Genomic DNA, 14,800 nt, shown 5'->3' with positions numbered 1-14,800 from the left:
ATGGTGAATTCACCCGCTCCTGCCCCACATAAACAGCCTGTCCAGCCTGAAGTGGATCTGCTTCTGGTTGCAACCGTGCTGCTCTTACTCGGCCTGGGGCTGGTCATGGTGTATTCCGCCTCAATTTCGGTCGCCGAATCCAAATTTGGCGAAGGAGACAGTTATCATTTCTTAGGGCGGCAAGCTTTATACATGCTGCTGGGAATCGTTCTCGGGCAATATTGTTTCAGAATCCCGCTGCGCTGGTGGCAGACCTATTCTCACTATTTGCTGGGACTGGGCATTCTGTTGCTGATCGCAGTACTGATTCCCGGACTCAGTCACGAAATTAACGGCAGTCGCCGGTGGATTCCTCTGGTATTCATCAACTTTCAGCCTTCCGAGCTGATGAAGCTGTTTATTCTGATTTTCACCGCAGATTATGTCGTGCGCAAAGCTGCTTTCAAGGACCATTTTCTCAAGGGTTTCCTGCCCATCCTTGCGCTACTGACAGTCGTTTCCCTGTTGCTGCTGATGGAACCGGATCTGGGTGCCACTATAGTGATAGCAGCCATTGCGCTATCAGTCATGTTCATGAACGGGATGAACTGGAAGATGTTTCTCGGTCTGGCCGGTCTGGTACCGGTACTGATCGCTCTGCTGGTCATCATCGAGCCTTATCGTATGGATCGGATCAATGCTATTTTCGACCCGTGGAATGATCCGTTCAACAAGGGGTATCAACTCACCCATGCACTGATTGCATTTGGACTCGGTGAATGGTGGGGAGCGGGACTGGGAAGCAGTGTGGAAAAACTAAGTTATCTGCCTGAGGCACATACCGATTTCATGTTTGCAGTACTGGCCGAAGAACTTGGTTTTGCAGGTGTCGCTACGGTTATTTCACTGTTTTTCTTCTTGCTGATGCGCATCTTCAAAGTGGGTCGCGCAGCCGCCCGGCTGGGAGATCAGTTTGGCTCACTGGTCGCACAGGGCATTGGTGTCTGGCTGGGATTGCAGGCTTTCATCAATATGGGTGTAAACATGGGGCTGCTCCCGACCAAAGGCCTGACCTTACCGTTCATGAGCTACGGCGGCAGCAGTATTGTCATCAACTGTGTTGCCGTCGCCATACTATTGCGGATTGACCGGGAAAACCGGCTGAAGCGCAGGGGAATAAATCCATGAGCCAAAACCTGTCATCCATTCGGCCTGATACAAAACACTGGGAGCGGGTATTTTGGTTCGCACCATCATGATTATGGCAGGCGGTACCGGCGGGCATGTATTTCCCGGGCTTGCGGTTGCCCGGTTTATGCGGGAAAACGGCTGGAAAGTCATCTGGCTGGGTACTCGCAACGGTATGGAAGCCGTACTGGTGCCGCAACATGGCTTCCCCATTGAACTGATCCATTTTTCCGGGTTGCGCGGTAAAAAGCTGAGCAGTTATCTGTTACTGCCATGGAGGCTGGCACAAGCCTGCTGGCAAAGTTTGCAGATATTGCGCCGTCAGCAGCCACAGGTTGTGCTGGGGATGGGAGGTTACCCGGCACTTCCCGGAGGAATGATGGCGGCCCTGCTTGGAAAACCGCTGCTGATTCATGAACAAAACAGGATCGCCGGTTTGACCAATAAAATATTGGCCAAAATGGCCAATCGTATCCTGTTAGCATTTCCCGGCGCCATCCCGGATCAGGAAAATAAAATTCAGGTCACCGGTAATCCGGTACGAACAGAAATTGCCGGGCTTCCACCGCCGGAAGTGCGATATGCAAACCGGTCCGGTAATCTGCACATCCTGGTGGTTGGCGGCAGCCTTGGTGCACAGGCACTGAATTCTGTATTACCGCAGGCGTTAAACCTGATTCCTGAAGATCAGCGGCCATTTGTCACGCATCAGTCCGGCAAAGCACACCTCGAAACTCTGCAGAAAACCTATGCCGATTATGGTGTTACAGGAAATCTGGTCGCTTTCATCGAAGATATGGCAGCACATTACCGACACTGCGATCTGGTCATCTGCCGCGCCGGCGCATTGACTGTTTCCGAGCTGGCAGCAGCGGGTGTTGCCAGTCTTCTGGTGCCTTTTCCTTACGCAGTGGACGATCATCAGACAGCAAATGCGCGTTTTCTGAGTGATCACAATGCCGCTGTACTCTGGCCGCAATCCGAGCTGACTGCGGCCTCACTCGCACAGTGGTTAATGACCTGTTCGCGCGCGCAATTACAAACAATGGCAATCAATGCACGTGCTCTGACCATGCCTGATGCCGTAAAAACAGTAGCAGAAGCCTGTCAGCAATTTTCGGGACAAACCGATGAAACATAAAATCAAACATATTCATTTTGTAGGAATCGGCGGTTCGGGTATGGGCGGCATTGCAGAAGTGCTGATCAACCTGGGTTACCGGATCAGCGGCTCAGACATGAACAGCAATTCCACCACCAGGCGTCTGCAATATCTGGGGGCAACGATTCATCACACCCATGCTGCTGAAAATATCCATTCAGCCGATGCTGTTGTAATCTCGACTGCTATCCATTCCGATAACCCGGAGGTCGCAGCTGCACGGGAACGCAAAATACCGGTTGTCCCGCGCGCCATGATGCTGGCAGAACTGTTACGTTTGCGCCGGGGCATTGCAATTGCCGGTACTCATGGAAAAACCACAACGACCAGTCTGGTTGCCAGCATCCTGGCAGAAGCAAATTTTGATCCGACATTTGTAATTGGTGGCAGGCTCAAAACAGTCGACAGTCACGCCAGACTGGGCAAGGGTGAGTTCATTGTGGTTGAAGCTGATGAGTCCGATGCCTCCTTCCTCTATCTGCAGCCGGTTTTGACAGTGGTAACCAATATTGATGCGGATCACATGGGTACCTACGAACATGACTTTAACCGGCTCAAACAAACTTTTGTTGAATTCATCGAACACCTGCCCTTCTACGGCATAGCAGTGCTTTGTGTGGACGATCCCCACGTACGCGGAATCGTTCCCATAGTTACCAAATCTGTTACCACGTATGGCATTACATCGGAAGATGCACAGATACGTGCCACCGATATCCGGCACGACCAGTGCAAAATGCATTTTCTCGTACATATTGGCGTCAATGGCTCAGCACGAACACTGGATATCACATTAAATCTGCCAGGCAGACATAATGTCCTGAATGCACTGGCAGCAATTGCTGTCGGTAATGAACTGGGTATACCGGATGAAGCGATAGTGAAAGCATTGGCTGCCTTCGGCGGTGTCGACCGGCGGTTTCAGCAGTACGGTGAAATCCCCTTGCTGAATCGGGGGTCTTTTGCCCTCATTGATGATTACGGACACCATCCTGCGGAAATCGCTGCGACAATGGCAGCAGCTCGAAATGCCTTTCCCGATCGCCGCCTGGTTTTGGCGTTCCAGCCCCATCGTTTCAGCCGCACCCGGGATTTGTTCGAGGATTTTGTCCGGGTACTGTCCAGTGCAGATATGTTATTGCTGGCCGAGGTTTATCCGGCTGGTGAAGAGCCCGTCATTGCAGCTGACAGCAGATCTCTGGCACGAGCGATCCGGGTGCAGGGAAAGATCGAGCCCATTTATATCGAACAGATCGATGAACTCAAATCTGCCATTCACGCCATCGCGCAGGAGGGTGATGTGGTACTCATTATGGGTGCCGGGTCTATCGGAAAATCTGCAGCCGATCTGGCAGAGCCGGCAGTCAGGCTAACATTGATCACGGGTTGAGCAGGAAAGCATGCAGACAGACATTCAGCTGCCAGCCGGCATGACGATTCCGGACTTGTATTCCGGCATCTCTGCTGCCGGCACGCACCCGCTCCGTGGTGAGTTACGTCAGCATGAGCCCATGCAGCGACATGTCTCCTGGCGTGCCGGCGGATCTGTTGATTATTTCTATCAGCCGGCCGATCTGGAAGATCTGGCCATATTTTTACGCAGCTGGCCAGAAGACAAGCCCGTTGCCATGATCGGACTTGGCAGTAATCTGCTGGTCAGGGATGGCGGGTTACCCGGTGTTATCATTTGTCTGCATGCCAAACTCAACGATCTGGTTCTGGTTGAACAGGATGAACAGGGCGGCCTGGTTTACGCCGGTGCAGGTATACCCTGCGCCAAGCTGGCCAGATTCGCTGCCTCACATCATCTGGCAGGTGCCGAATTTCTGGCTGGAATTCCAGGGACTGTTGGTGGCGCATTGGCAATGAATGCGGGCTGTTACGGTTCTGACACATGGAGTCTGGTTGAACGCGTTACAACGATTGATCGCCGCGGAATGGTATGTGAACGTCAACCGGAAGATTACCGGATTGGCTATCGCCATGTTGCATTGCATGAGACAGTAGTATCAGGCACACCGGATATCTGGTTTACCGGTGGCTGGTTCAGGCTCCTTCCGGGTAAAGCGGAAGCTTCCCGGCAAGCTGTCAAAGCACTGCTGACCGCACGCATCAAGACTCAGCCTCTGGGGCACCCCAGCGCAGGGTCGGTTTTCCGGAATCCGCCGGGAGATCACGCCGCCCGGCTGATTGAGCAATGCAGTCTGAAAGGATTTCGTATCGGCGATGCAATGGTTTCCACCTTACATGCCAATTTCATTATTAATTGCGGCCATGCCACTGCTGCTGAAATCGAAGCGGTGATTGATACGGTGCGAGACACTGTTCATCGAAAAACCGGGATCAGTCTGATTCCGGAAGTACGCATCATTGGACAGCGTAAAGGGAGTGCACAGTGAGCACATATTATCCCGGAAAGGTAGCCGTACTGCTCGGAGGGCGTTCTGCCGAGCGCGAAATTTCACTGAGGAGCGGTCATGCTGTTCTGGCGGCGTTACAACAAAATAATGTGGATGCCCATGCATTCGATCCAGCTGGACAACCGCTGGAAAACCTTCTGAAACAAGGTTTCGATCGGGCATTTATCGCATTGCACGGGCGGTATGGCGAAGATGGATCCGTACAGGGTGCGCTGGAGCTGATGGAACTGCCTTATACCGGCAGTGGAATACTCGCCAGTGCACTGGCTATGGATAAATGGCGCACTAAAATGATCTGGCAGGCAGCGGGTATTGGCACGCCTGATTACGTCATGCTTGATGCCGGCAGCCGTTTCCGGGACGTGGCAGACAAGCTCGGGCTGCCGCTGATCATCAAACCAGCCCGGGAGGGTTCAACTATTGGATTGAGCAAGATAAACAGTGAACAGGATTTTCGGACTGCTTATGAGGCAGCCGCGAAATACGATTCACTGGTACTGGCCGAACAGTTTATTCAGGGGATCGAACTGACAGCAGCCATTCTGGATGATACGCCTCTGCCTCTTGTACGCATTGATGTAGCGGAGGGACTGTATGACTATCAGGCCAAGTATTTTTCTGATAACACACGCTATACCTGCCCCAGCGGATTACCGGAAACGCTGACAACCAAAATACAGACACAGGCCCTGCATGCACACCGGATATTAGGGTGCACCGGCTGGAGCAGAGTGGATTTGATTCTGGATAAACACGAACAGCCCTATTTCCTGGAAACCAATACTTCACCGGGAATGACTGATCACAGCCTTGTGCCCATGGCGGCAAAAGCGGCAGGTATTTCATTCAGCGAACTTGTTATTCAAATACTGGAATTGAGCTGTGAACATTAAGTGCAATCCGTGCGTTATGTTTCATTGCCTGCGATCTGCGGAAGGCTGATATGTGGAACGATCACCAGTCCCTGAATCTTCTGGCAAACATCCTGCTGACAGGTGTGCTGCTGGCAACACTCTATGTGGTGGGAACCAGGGTTATGGCGTTACCATTCTTCTCGTTAAGGGAAGTACAGATAGAAACAGTAAACAAGGATCAGGCGGGCAACATGGGTCTGACACATGTCACGCGCGATCAGATTGAACAGGTTGTCCGCAACTCAGCAAGAGGCAATTTCATCGTGCTCAATCTGGAAAAATTGCAAAATGCATTTATGGAACTGCCATGGGTCAGATCGGTTAAAATTTTACGCAAATGGCCTCCCGCACTGAACATTTTATTGGAAGAGCATAAACCGCTTGCCTATTGGGGAGAAGCTGCCCTGGTCAATACAAAGGGAGAAATATTTCACGTAATCATGGATAATATGCGCCTTCCGGTATTCACCGGCCCCGATAACAGCAGTCGTTTAATTACCCGGCAATATCAGGTTTTCAATAAATTGCTGCAGCCAGCCGGCCAAACCGCCACAGAAATTGTGCTGACCCCACGCCATGCCTGGCATGTCCGGCTAAATACGGGAACCTGGCTCAAGTTGGGAAGGGAACAGATTGAGCAACGTTTGAAACGCTATGTCGCAATCCGTACACAATATGACGAGATCCTGAACCAGTATGAAAATTCTGATTATGTGGATCTGCGTTATGCCAACGGATTTGCAGTCCGCATACCCTGACGTTGTGCTGAATACCAGAGCAGATAAAACACTATAACCATGAAATCGGGGGGATTTTCATATGAGTAAAATCAAGGAAGGCAAAGATCTGATTGTCGGTCTTGATATCGGCACATCGAAAATTGTGGCCATTGTTGCTGAAATGAAACCCGAGGGTGGATTCGAGATTGTCGGGCTGGGCAGCCACCCGTCACGCGGTCTGAAAAAAGGGGTTGTCGTCAATATTGAAGCGACCGTCAACGCGATTCAGCGCGCCCTTGAGGAAGTCGAACTCATGGCGGGCTGCCGGATCAGTGAAGTGTACGCTGGCATCGCCGGCAGCCATATCCGGGGTTTCAATTCACATGGTATGGTGGCGATCAAAGATAAAGAAGTGACTCAGGCCGATGTCGAAAAAGTGATGGAGACCGCCAAAGCTGTGAATATTCCGGCTGACCAGCAAATACTGCATATCCTGAATCAGGAATTCATCATCGATGGTCAGGAAGATGTACGCGAACCTGTTGGAATGAGTGGTATTCGACTGGAGGTCAAAGTCCATATCGTAACCGGGGCGGTATCTGCAGCACAGAATATCGCCAAATGCATTCATCGTTGCGGACTGGAAGTGAGCGATCTCGTGCTTCAGCCCCTGGCTTCAGCCAAGGCGGTACTCTCTGAAGATGAAAAAGATCTGGGGGTCTGCCTGGTGGATATTGGCGGCGGCACCACTGATATTGCTGTTTTTACAGATGGCGCGATCAGGCATACCGCAGTTATTCCGGTGGCGGGTGATCAGATCACCAACGATATCGCCATGGCGTTGCGCACCCCCACCAAGGACGCTGAGGATATCAAATGCCGTTACGGAACGGCCTTGTGCACACTGGCCGATATCCGCGAAATGGTTGAAGTGCCGGATGTGGGAAACCGTGGTGCCCGTCCGTTATCACGGCAAACGCTTGCCGAGGTAATCGAACCCCGCGTTGAAGAGCTTTACCTGCTGATCCAGGCGGAGTTAAGACGCAGCGGCTTCGAACAGCTGCTCTCGTCAGGCATTGTCATCACGGGTGGAAGCAGCTCCATGCTGGGCATGGTTGAGCTGGGAGAGGAAATTTTTCACATGCCGGTACGTTTAGGATTGCCCGCCTATAACGGCAGCCTGGAAGAAGTGGTACGAACGCCAAGGTACTCAACTGCCATCGGCCTGATAATGGTGGGTATGGAAGACCGTCTCCACCATCATCAAACCAAACTGAAAAGCAGCTCTACCAAACAGATGCTGGCAAAAATGAAGGGATGGTTTCAGGAAAATTTTTAAATCGGGTTTTAATAGAGTTCTGCCTGCAGAAAATTGTCAGAAAATTCACCATGCAATAGGAGAAACGTAATGTTTGAGATCACGAATACCGAACCACTGGAAGCTGTTATTAAGGTTATAGGTATTGGCGGATGTGGCGGAAACGCCGTGGATCACATGATCCGCAATGAAGTTAAAGGAGTTGAGTTCATTTGCATGAATACCGATTCGCAAGCATTACAGGGTAATCTTGCACAAACCGTGGTACAGCTGGGCACGGGTGTTACACGGGGATTGGGAGCTGGGGCCAACCCGGAAATTGGTAAAGAAGCAGCACTGGAAGATCGTGATCACATCGCTGAAATTGTTCAGGGCGCTGATATGCTGTTTATTACCGCTGGAATGGGAGGGGGTACCGGTACAGGAGCAGCTCCGGTTGTAGCTCAGATTGCCAAGGAAATGGGCATTCTGACCGTTGCCGTTGTCAGCAAACCCTTTTCGTTTGAAGGTAAACGTCTGAAAGCAGCACAGGCCGGAATGGAAGCGCTGGCAGAACATGTCGATTCCCTGATCGTTATCCCGAATGACAAACTGATGAAAGTGCTGGGAAATGATATCAGCATGCTGGATGCCTTCAAGGCGGCAAATGACGTTCTGTATGGTGCTGTTGCAGGTATTGCAGAAGTGATCAATTGTCCCGGACTTGTCAACGTGGATTTTGCTGACGTTAAAACTGTCATGTCTGAAATGGGTATGGCCATGATGGGTTCTGCAATGGCCGGTGGTGTTGATCGTGCACGTATGGCTGCGGAAGAAGCTGTTGCCAGCCCGCTGCTTGAAGAAATTACACTGACAGGTGCGCGCGGTGTGCTGGTGAATATCACTGCCAGCTCAGCCATGAAAATGCGTGAAGTACAGGAAGTTATGGATATCGTCAAGAAGATGACAGCCGAAGATGCTACTGTCATCGTTGGTACAGTGATCGACGAAAATATGGGTGATAACCTGCGTGTAACATTGGTTGCCACAGGGTTGGGTAACGTTTCACAGCAATCCCAGAGACCTATGACCGTTATCCATACCCGGACCGGTACCGACGACAGGATTTCCTCTCACCAGGTGGATGAGCCTGCTGTAATGAGAACAGGAAGAAGAAGCAATGCTGCGGTAACTGCCATGCAGCAGGCCGGAATGGATCCGATGGATATTCCTGCTTTCCTCAGAAGACAGGCTGATTAGCCTCCCCTGAAACCGGAGCGTTTTCACAACTTCAGGCCATCGGCATTTTCAGGCTCTTCAAACAACAGCCGCCCTTCAGGGGCGGTTGCTGTTTCCTGGAACAGGTATATACGCCATCTTTTTTATCCCTGCAAAACTCCGGAATTATGCAGGGATTCCAGACCGGGTAACCCGCCGTCATTACCCGCAAGCCGGATGAGCTGAAAGCAGCTTCCAAGGGTGCGGCCGGGTATCAGCCGGAATTCAGGCGTGAGCAAGACCCGTCACCAAAACTATCGAATCGTCAGGTCTGCCCTGAGTCTGTCGAACCCAGAACAGCGATTCAGCTCCAATCATCAACCATGACAACCCCTCTCAAAACGAACCCGCCAATTGAGGAAGATCTTCCTCAAAAGGAAAGCACGTGGGGTATCTTCCTGGTATTCCTGCGTCTCGGTCTGACCTCCTTTGGCGGACCGATTGCGCACCTTGGTTATTTCCGCAATGAGTTTGTCAATCGACGCCACTGGCTAAGTGAACGCAGCTATGCCGATCTGGTTGCCCTTTGCCAATTTTTGCCGGGACCTGCCAGCAGCCAGGTTGGCATGGCTCTGGGCCTCTTGCGTCACGGCTACAGCGGTGCATTCGCTGCATGGGCCGGATTCACCTTGCCTTCGGCAATCGCCCTGATCCTGTTCGCACTTGGTATTTCAAACCGCGCCACCGCAGTCCCCGCCGGCGCACTGCACGGCTTCAAGGTTGTAGCGGTTGCCGTGGTTGCCCAGGCAGTCTGGGGCATGGCGAAAAACCTGTGCACGGATACACTCCGGGTCACCATTATGGCGGTAGCGGCCTGTATCGCTCTGCTTATCCCCTCCGCGTCCGGACAGATCAGTATCATCACTGCGGCCGGCGTTACGGGATTGCTTCTGTTCAGGCCGGAACCCGCCAGAAACCACGACCCGCTACCCGTTACAATCAGCTACCGTGCCGGTGTGCTGTGGCTGGCGCTATTCTTCTGCCTGCTGGCTGGTCTGCCCGTACTGGCGGCGTTGCTGCCTTCTCAAGCCGTTGCAGACGTGAATGTGTTCTTCCGGTCGGGTGCACTGGTTTTTGGTGGCGGTCACGTCGTACTGCCCTTGCTGCAGGCTGCTGTCGTATCCCCGGGCTGGGTCGGTAATGACGCCTTCCTTGCCGGTTATGGTGCGGCACAGGCTGTACCAGGCCCATTATTTGCATTTGCAGCCTTCCTGGGCACCTCCATGAACATCACTCCATCCGGGTGGATCGGCGGCATACTCTGCCTGCTGGCAATCTTTGCGCCATCCTTTCTGCTGGTAACAGGTACCCTGCCATTCTGGGAGCAGTTACGCCGCAACGTACATACGCAGGCAGCGCTGGCGGGCATAAATGCAGCCGTAGTTGGCCTGTTGCTGGCTGCGCTTTACCACCCCGTTTGGACGAGCGCCGTCCGCACACCGTCAGATTTCGGCGTTGTAATCATTGCCTTTGTCGCCCTGATGTACTGGAAATTGCCGCCCTGGCTGGTTGTGGCAGGCTGCGGTGCAGCAGGCTGGCTAATAAGCCCTGGATAATCACCAGACTATCTTGTGCGTTGAACACCAGAATACCGGAACGCCGCATCCCGGCGCTGCGCAGCATGGAAAAGAAGCACTATTCGAGAATATGCACTGCCCTGGCGGCGCAGAAACCGGTACGGAAGATTTTCTGTTCCGATTACGGTTCATGAGATACTCCCTGTAATACTTCCCACCTTGGGATCAGTGCCGCCTGTCCGTAAAACTGACCGGTCTCATCCCGCAGATTCCAGACCGTTGCCTGACGGATCAAAAACCGGCAGCCATCGGCAGCAATACGAACTCCCGTGTAGTCCTCAATATAACCTTCACGCAACACACAATCCAGTAAACGCCTGCGCTCTGCCTGGTCTGCAAACTCTGCCGACAGCCGCGATGGTAACCGCGTAAATTCATTCCAGGTCATGCCGAACAGTTGCAAAGCGGTTTCGTTGCCATAATTGAAAATCGGATCAGGTTCAACACCGTGTGAAACGAGCGCAAAAGGCACCTGTTCCAGCCAAATCGCTGCCTGGCTGAATTCCAGCCTCGGATCAAACAGATACCGACCGGTATAGTGATAGTAATTTCCCTGCAGAACGGCCATGTGGCGCGCTATCCTGTCTTTTTTGTCATCCGGTATGGCCATTTAAAAGAATCCTGATTACTCATACTGATACTGGCATTTCATCCGTACTGCAGGAATATGTCTGTCGAATAACCGGGAGCCGGCATGCCTACCATCAGGTCAGGCCCCCATGCTAGAATGGGTCGCATTGTTCGACAGGTTATTCTGCCTCTGGTTTTCCCCAAAAAATATGCAACTTATCATCAACGGACAGCAACAAAGTTACGATAGCCCGCTGAGTGTACAACAGCTGGTAGAAAAGCTGTCGCTGCAAAACAAACGCATTGCCATTGAGTACAATGGAGAAATTGTTCCTCGCAGCCGCTTTTCCGAGCAAATCCTCAACGAGGGCGATCAACTGGAAATTATCGTGGCGGTGGGTGGCGGTTAATTTTTCGATCGCTCAAAATTCGTTCCAGTCTCTGGCCATACCCTTCAACTGACAACATCGATCCTGACGTATTTATGGAACCTCTCGTCATAGCTGGTAAAAGTTATTCCTCCCGTTTACTGCTGGGAACAGGAAAGTACAGGGATTTTGCCGAAACCCGCGCCGCAGTAGAAGCCAGCGGCTCACAAATTATTACGGTAGCAATACGCCGCACCAACATCGGGCAAAGTCCCGATGAGCCTAATTTACTGGATGTGCTACCGCCATCACAATTCACACTGCTGCCCAATACTGCCGGCTGTTACACAGCAGAAGATGCCGTTCGCACGCTACGCCTGGCGCGCGAATTGCTTGACGGGCACTCACTGGTCAAACTGGAAGTGCTGGGTGATCAGAAAACATTATTTCCCGATGTGGCAGCAACAGTCGAAGCAGCAAAAATTCTGGTAAAAGAGGGTTTTCAGGTGATGGTTTATACGTCGGATGACCCCATTATTGCCAGACAGCTGGAGGAAATCGGCTGTGTCGCCATCATGCCACTGGCTTCGCTGATTGGCTCCGGCATGGGTATCCTTAACCCGTGGAATCTGCAAATCATCATAGACAACGCCAAAGTACCAGTCATTGTGGATGCAGGTGTGGGCACCGCATCAGATGCAGCCATTGCCATGGAACTCGGTTGCGATGGTGTACTCATGAATACTGCCGTCGCCAGCGCCCATAATCCGGTACTGATGGCTTCAGCCATGCGTAAAGCAGTTGAAGCCGGGCGCGAAGCTTATCTCGCCGGACGTATGCCCAAAAAGATCTATCGGGCCAGCCCGAGCTCTCCGGCAGAAGGTATGTTTACCGGCACTCAGCATCCTGCCGCAAACAGTTAAGCAATATACTTCTTCAGGAAACCGGTTTTTGTCTTCTTATCCGCCGATTCGCAGTTACGTGCTCCGCCAGGGGCACTTCTCCAGCGCACAGCGACATGCTTATGAAACCCTGTTGCCGCGTTACGGCATTTTATTTGCCGAAAATCTTATTGATCTTAACCAGATTTTCGGACGGACTTCCCCAAAAATTCTGGAAATCGGTTCTGGCATGGGAGAAACTACTGCCGAAATTGCCGGCCAGCATCCGGAGAAGGATTTCATCGCAATCGAAGTCCATGCACCCGGAGTCGGCAGTCTGCTCGACCGGATCGAGAAACGCGGACTGACCAATCTGCGGATTATTCCGCACGATGCAAAGCAGGTTTTGCAACACATGCTCGCCAGAGAATCGCTGGATGGCATCCATATTTTCTTTCCGGATCCCTGGCCCAAGGCACGACACCACAAACGCCGCCTGGTCCAGCCAGACCTTGTTTCGCTTTTGTGCGATCGATTGAAACCGGGCGGTTATCTGCACGTTGCCACTGATTGGGAAGATTACGCCATCCATATTCTGCAGGTGCTAAGCAGCGAAAAGCAACTTGTCAATACTGCTGCTGACTATACCGTACGGCCTGCCTACCGGCCGCTGACTAAATTTGAACAGCGCGGCATAAAGCTCGGCCACACCATCCGCGACATTATCTTCACCAAAATCGCCTGATGGCACAACACCACGCAAGAAATCTTTTAAAAAACGGTAACGAGATAATATAAACCGTTTTTCAGAGGTTTCCTGACACTGCGAACCATACGGCAAGCAATGCTGTCAGTATCAAAGATCTCCCGCCTGTGTCGTTGATAATGTTCTCATTACATTTATGGACACCATCATGAACCTGGTCATTTTGCTTTACATACTGCTTGCTGCCATTACTGCCCTGCTGATATTCGGGATCATGATCTATAACAGCCTGGTGGACGTGAAGCATACGGTTTCCCAAGCCTGGTCAAATATCGATGTTCTACTGAAGCAGCGCCATGACGAGCTGCCCAAGCTTGTCGAAACCTGTAAGCAATATATGAAATTTGAACAGGAAACGCTCAACCGGGTAATGGAAGCACGCTCTGGAATCGCAAAAGCGCGTGAGGCCAGCAACATGCCCGCTCTGGGGGCTGCAGAAGGTTTGCTGAGAGCAGGGCTGGGACAACTGTACGCCGTAGCGGAAGCTTATCCCGAACTCAGGGCCAGCGAAAAATTCCAGCATTTGCAGACCCGCATCACCAGTCTGGAGAATAGTATTGCCGATCGGCGCGAGTACTACAATGAAGCGGTCAAAAACAATAACATCCGTATTGAACAATTTCCTGAAATTGTAATTGCCAGATGGTTTGGTTTTGGTGAGCGATCCTTGCTGGAATTCGCAGAAGCCGATACGCATGACCACAACCTGAACAAGCTGTTCAGCTAATCCTCTCATGGAAAGTGATGCAATCCGCTTTATACATAGTCTCACCCCGGAAGAGTACGGATTTACGCTGGCTGCCCTACTATTGGCAGCATTCACAGGTTTTTACTGTTTCACACGTGCATGGAAACGATGGCATCTGATACAGGACACACCTACGGCACGCCTGCGCTCTGCGCATCAGGGCTACATTGAGCTGGAAGGCAGGGGAAGAGCCTTACCCGATCGCCCCATCTTTGCCCCGCTGTCTAATCATGAATGCCTCTGGTATCACAGCCTGATTGAGTGCAAAGAAACCCTGCTGGAACAAAAGCGCACCCGTACCGAATGGAAGGTGCTGTATCAGAACACCAGCAGTCATGCATTTTTGCTGGATGATGGTACAGGAACCTGTGTGGTTGATCCGGAAGCGGCGGAGATTATCAGCAATGAAAAAATCATCTGGCATGGCAATACCGAATGGCCGACACGAACCGGGGTGCTGGATAACGATTCAGCCATCGTTGCACTGGCGAGCCGCTACCGTTATACCGAGCGGCTCATCCTGCCCGGGCAGCGCCTTTACCTTATCGGCCATCTGCAAACACGCTCGCCAGCGACAGAAAAATCTGTTCACGATATTACACGTGACCTTCTCAGCGATTGGAAACTGGACAGAGAACAATTACTGGAACGTTTTGACAGTAACCAGGATGGCGAAATAGATCAGGCAGAATGGGAAGTCGCTCGCAGGGAAGCATTTGCACAGGCGCAAACAACTCATCAGCAGCTGCAGCAGGCAACAGAAGTCAACTACCTTTCCATGCCGGAAGACAAAGAACGTCCGTTTATCATATCGGTTCACCCGCAAACGGAACTGATTCGCAACTATCGCCGTACTGCGCTGATTGCACTGGCAGCCTGCTTCGGCGTGGCGGGTTGCATCGTCTGGCTGTTACATGTTCACGGATAACTTGC

General features: G+C 51.9%; 15 protein-coding genes. 14 read left to right on the top strand and 1 reads right to left on the bottom strand.

The genetic code is table 11. From position 1 onward, the window contains the following. From ftsW to chrA, 9 genes are all read left to right on the top strand, one after another. On the top strand, nucleotides 1–1,167 hold the full coding sequence (gene ftsW, locus IT527_RS01660) for a putative lipid II flippase FtsW (protein WP_292965610.1): 1,167 nt from the start codon (nucleotides 1–3) through the stop codon (nucleotides 1,165–1,167). A gap of 67 nt (nucleotides 1,168–1,234) precedes the next feature. Continuing rightward, the gene (murG, locus tag IT527_RS01655; protein ID WP_292965677.1) at nucleotides 1,235–2,308 is read left to right on the top strand and encodes an undecaprenyldiphospho-muramoylpentapeptide beta-N-acetylglucosaminyltransferase; all 1,074 of its coding nucleotides are present in this window, start codon (nucleotides 1,235–1,237) and stop codon (nucleotides 2,306–2,308) included. Further along, the gene (gene murC / locus IT527_RS01650; protein WP_292965607.1) at nucleotides 2,298–3,719 is read left to right on the top strand and encodes a UDP-N-acetylmuramate--L-alanine ligase; all 1,422 of its coding nucleotides are present in this window, start codon (nucleotides 2,298–2,300) and stop codon (nucleotides 3,717–3,719) included. The genes murG and murC overlap by 11 nt, the downstream gene beginning before the upstream one ends. A gap of 40 nt (nucleotides 3,720–3,759) precedes the next feature. Continuing rightward, the gene (gene murB, locus IT527_RS01645) at nucleotides 3,760–4,728 is read left to right on the top strand and encodes a UDP-N-acetylmuramate dehydrogenase (RefSeq protein WP_292965674.1); all 969 of its coding nucleotides are present in this window, start codon (nucleotides 3,760–3,762) and stop codon (nucleotides 4,726–4,728) included. Next, the gene (locus IT527_RS01640) at nucleotides 4,725–5,642 is read left to right on the top strand and encodes a D-alanine--D-alanine ligase (RefSeq protein ID WP_292965604.1); all 918 of its coding nucleotides are present in this window, start codon (nucleotides 4,725–4,727) and stop codon (nucleotides 5,640–5,642) included. The genes murB and IT527_RS01640 overlap by 4 nt, the downstream gene beginning before the upstream one ends. 50 nt (nucleotides 5,643–5,692) lie before the next feature. Next, nucleotides 5,693–6,421, top strand: coding sequence for a cell division protein FtsQ/DivIB (locus IT527_RS01635; RefSeq protein WP_292965601.1), 729 nt, complete (start codon nucleotides 5,693–5,695; stop codon nucleotides 6,419–6,421). A 61-nt stretch (nucleotides 6,422–6,482) separates the two neighbouring features. Beyond that, nucleotides 6,483–7,721, top strand: coding sequence for a cell division protein FtsA (ftsA, locus tag IT527_RS01630; protein ID WP_292965598.1), 1,239 nt, complete (start codon nucleotides 6,483–6,485; stop codon nucleotides 7,719–7,721). Between the two features lie 69 nt (nucleotides 7,722–7,790). Further along, nucleotides 7,791–8,939 (top strand): cell division protein FtsZ, encoded by a 1,149-nt coding sequence (gene ftsZ, locus IT527_RS01625; protein ID WP_292965595.1) that lies wholly within the window; start codon nucleotides 7,791–7,793, stop codon nucleotides 8,937–8,939. Between the two features lie 341 nt (nucleotides 8,940–9,280). Next, nucleotides 9,281–10,513, top strand: coding sequence for a chromate efflux transporter (gene chrA, locus IT527_RS01620; RefSeq protein WP_292965592.1), 1,233 nt, complete (start codon nucleotides 9,281–9,283; stop codon nucleotides 10,511–10,513). Nucleotides 10,514–10,655: 142 nt separating this feature from the next. On the opposite strand, the gene IT527_RS01615 is transcribed toward chrA, so the two are convergent. Then, nucleotides 10,656–11,144: an MEKHLA domain-containing protein gene (locus IT527_RS01615; protein WP_292965589.1), complete on the bottom strand. Its 489-nt coding sequence runs from the start codon at nucleotides 11,142–11,144 to the stop codon at nucleotides 10,656–10,658. Between the two features lie 169 nt (nucleotides 11,145–11,313). Here IT527_RS01615 and thiS point away from each other — a divergent pair, with 169 nt between their 5' ends. The 5 genes from thiS to IT527_RS01590 all read left to right on the top strand — a co-directional run bounded on the left by thiS (nucleotide 11,314) and on the right by IT527_RS01590 (nucleotide 14,795). After that, complete coding sequence (thiS, locus tag IT527_RS01610; protein ID WP_292965586.1) at nucleotides 11,314–11,514, top strand: sulfur carrier protein ThiS; 201 nt, start codon at nucleotides 11,314–11,316, stop codon at nucleotides 11,512–11,514. A 74-nt stretch (nucleotides 11,515–11,588) separates the two neighbouring features. After that, nucleotides 11,589–12,395, top strand: coding sequence for a thiazole synthase (locus tag IT527_RS01605; protein WP_292965583.1), 807 nt, complete (start codon nucleotides 11,589–11,591; stop codon nucleotides 12,393–12,395). Nucleotides 12,396–12,423: 28 nt separating this feature from the next. Beyond that, complete coding sequence (trmB, locus tag IT527_RS01600) at nucleotides 12,424–13,098, top strand: tRNA (guanosine(46)-N7)-methyltransferase TrmB (protein ID WP_292965580.1); 675 nt, start codon at nucleotides 12,424–12,426, stop codon at nucleotides 13,096–13,098. A gap of 169 nt (nucleotides 13,099–13,267) precedes the next feature. Beyond that, a complete protein-coding gene (locus tag IT527_RS01595) occupies nucleotides 13,268–13,846 on the top strand; it encodes a LemA family protein (protein ID WP_292965577.1) in 579 nt (192 codons plus the stop codon). A 7-nt stretch (nucleotides 13,847–13,853) separates the two neighbouring features. Next, nucleotides 13,854–14,795: a GIDE domain-containing protein gene (locus IT527_RS01590; RefSeq protein ID WP_292965574.1), complete on the top strand. Its 942-nt coding sequence runs from the start codon at nucleotides 13,854–13,856 to the stop codon at nucleotides 14,793–14,795. Nucleotides 14,796–14,800: the final 5 nt, after the last annotated feature.

The organism is Nitrosomonas sp. (assembly GCF_020852615.1).
GTDB lineage: Bacteria > Pseudomonadota > Gammaproteobacteria > Burkholderiales > Nitrosomonadaceae > Nitrosomonas.
This window is presented reverse-complemented; position numbering and strand designations above follow the sequence as displayed.

What these genes read in the sequence shown, in the direction of transcription:
- ftsW (WP_292965610.1), top strand. Translation starts at nt 1, where the DNA reads ATGGTGAATTCACCCGCTCCTGCCCCACATAAACAGCCTGTCCAGCCT.
- murG (WP_292965677.1), top strand. Translation starts at nt 1,235, where the DNA reads ATGATTATGGCAGGCGGTACCGGCGGGCATGTATTTCCCGGGCTTGCG.
- murC (WP_292965607.1), top strand. Translation starts at nt 2,298, where the DNA reads ATGAAACATAAAATCAAACATATTCATTTTGTAGGAATCGGCGGTTCG.
- murB (WP_292965674.1), top strand. Translation starts at nt 3,760, where the DNA reads ATGACGATTCCGGACTTGTATTCCGGCATCTCTGCTGCCGGCACGCAC.
- IT527_RS01635 (WP_292965601.1), top strand. Translation starts at nt 5,693, where the DNA reads ATGTGGAACGATCACCAGTCCCTGAATCTTCTGGCAAACATCCTGCTG.
- ftsA (WP_292965598.1), top strand. Translation starts at nt 6,483, where the DNA reads ATGAGTAAAATCAAGGAAGGCAAAGATCTGATTGTCGGTCTTGATATC.
- ftsZ (WP_292965595.1), top strand. Translation starts at nt 7,791, where the DNA reads ATGTTTGAGATCACGAATACCGAACCACTGGAAGCTGTTATTAAGGTT.
- chrA (WP_292965592.1), top strand. Translation starts at nt 9,281, where the DNA reads ATGACAACCCCTCTCAAAACGAACCCGCCAATTGAGGAAGATCTTCCT.
- IT527_RS01615 (WP_292965589.1), bottom strand. Translation starts at nt 11,144, where the DNA reads ATGGCCATACCGGATGACAAAAAAGACAGGATAGCGCGCCACATGGCC.
- thiS (WP_292965586.1), top strand. Translation starts at nt 11,314, where the DNA reads ATGCAACTTATCATCAACGGACAGCAACAAAGTTACGATAGCCCGCTG.
- IT527_RS01605 (WP_292965583.1), top strand. Translation starts at nt 11,589, where the DNA reads ATGGAACCTCTCGTCATAGCTGGTAAAAGTTATTCCTCCCGTTTACTG.
- IT527_RS01595 (WP_292965577.1), top strand. Translation starts at nt 13,268, where the DNA reads ATGAACCTGGTCATTTTGCTTTACATACTGCTTGCTGCCATTACTGCC.
- IT527_RS01590 (WP_292965574.1), top strand. Translation starts at nt 13,854, where the DNA reads ATGGAAAGTGATGCAATCCGCTTTATACATAGTCTCACCCCGGAAGAG.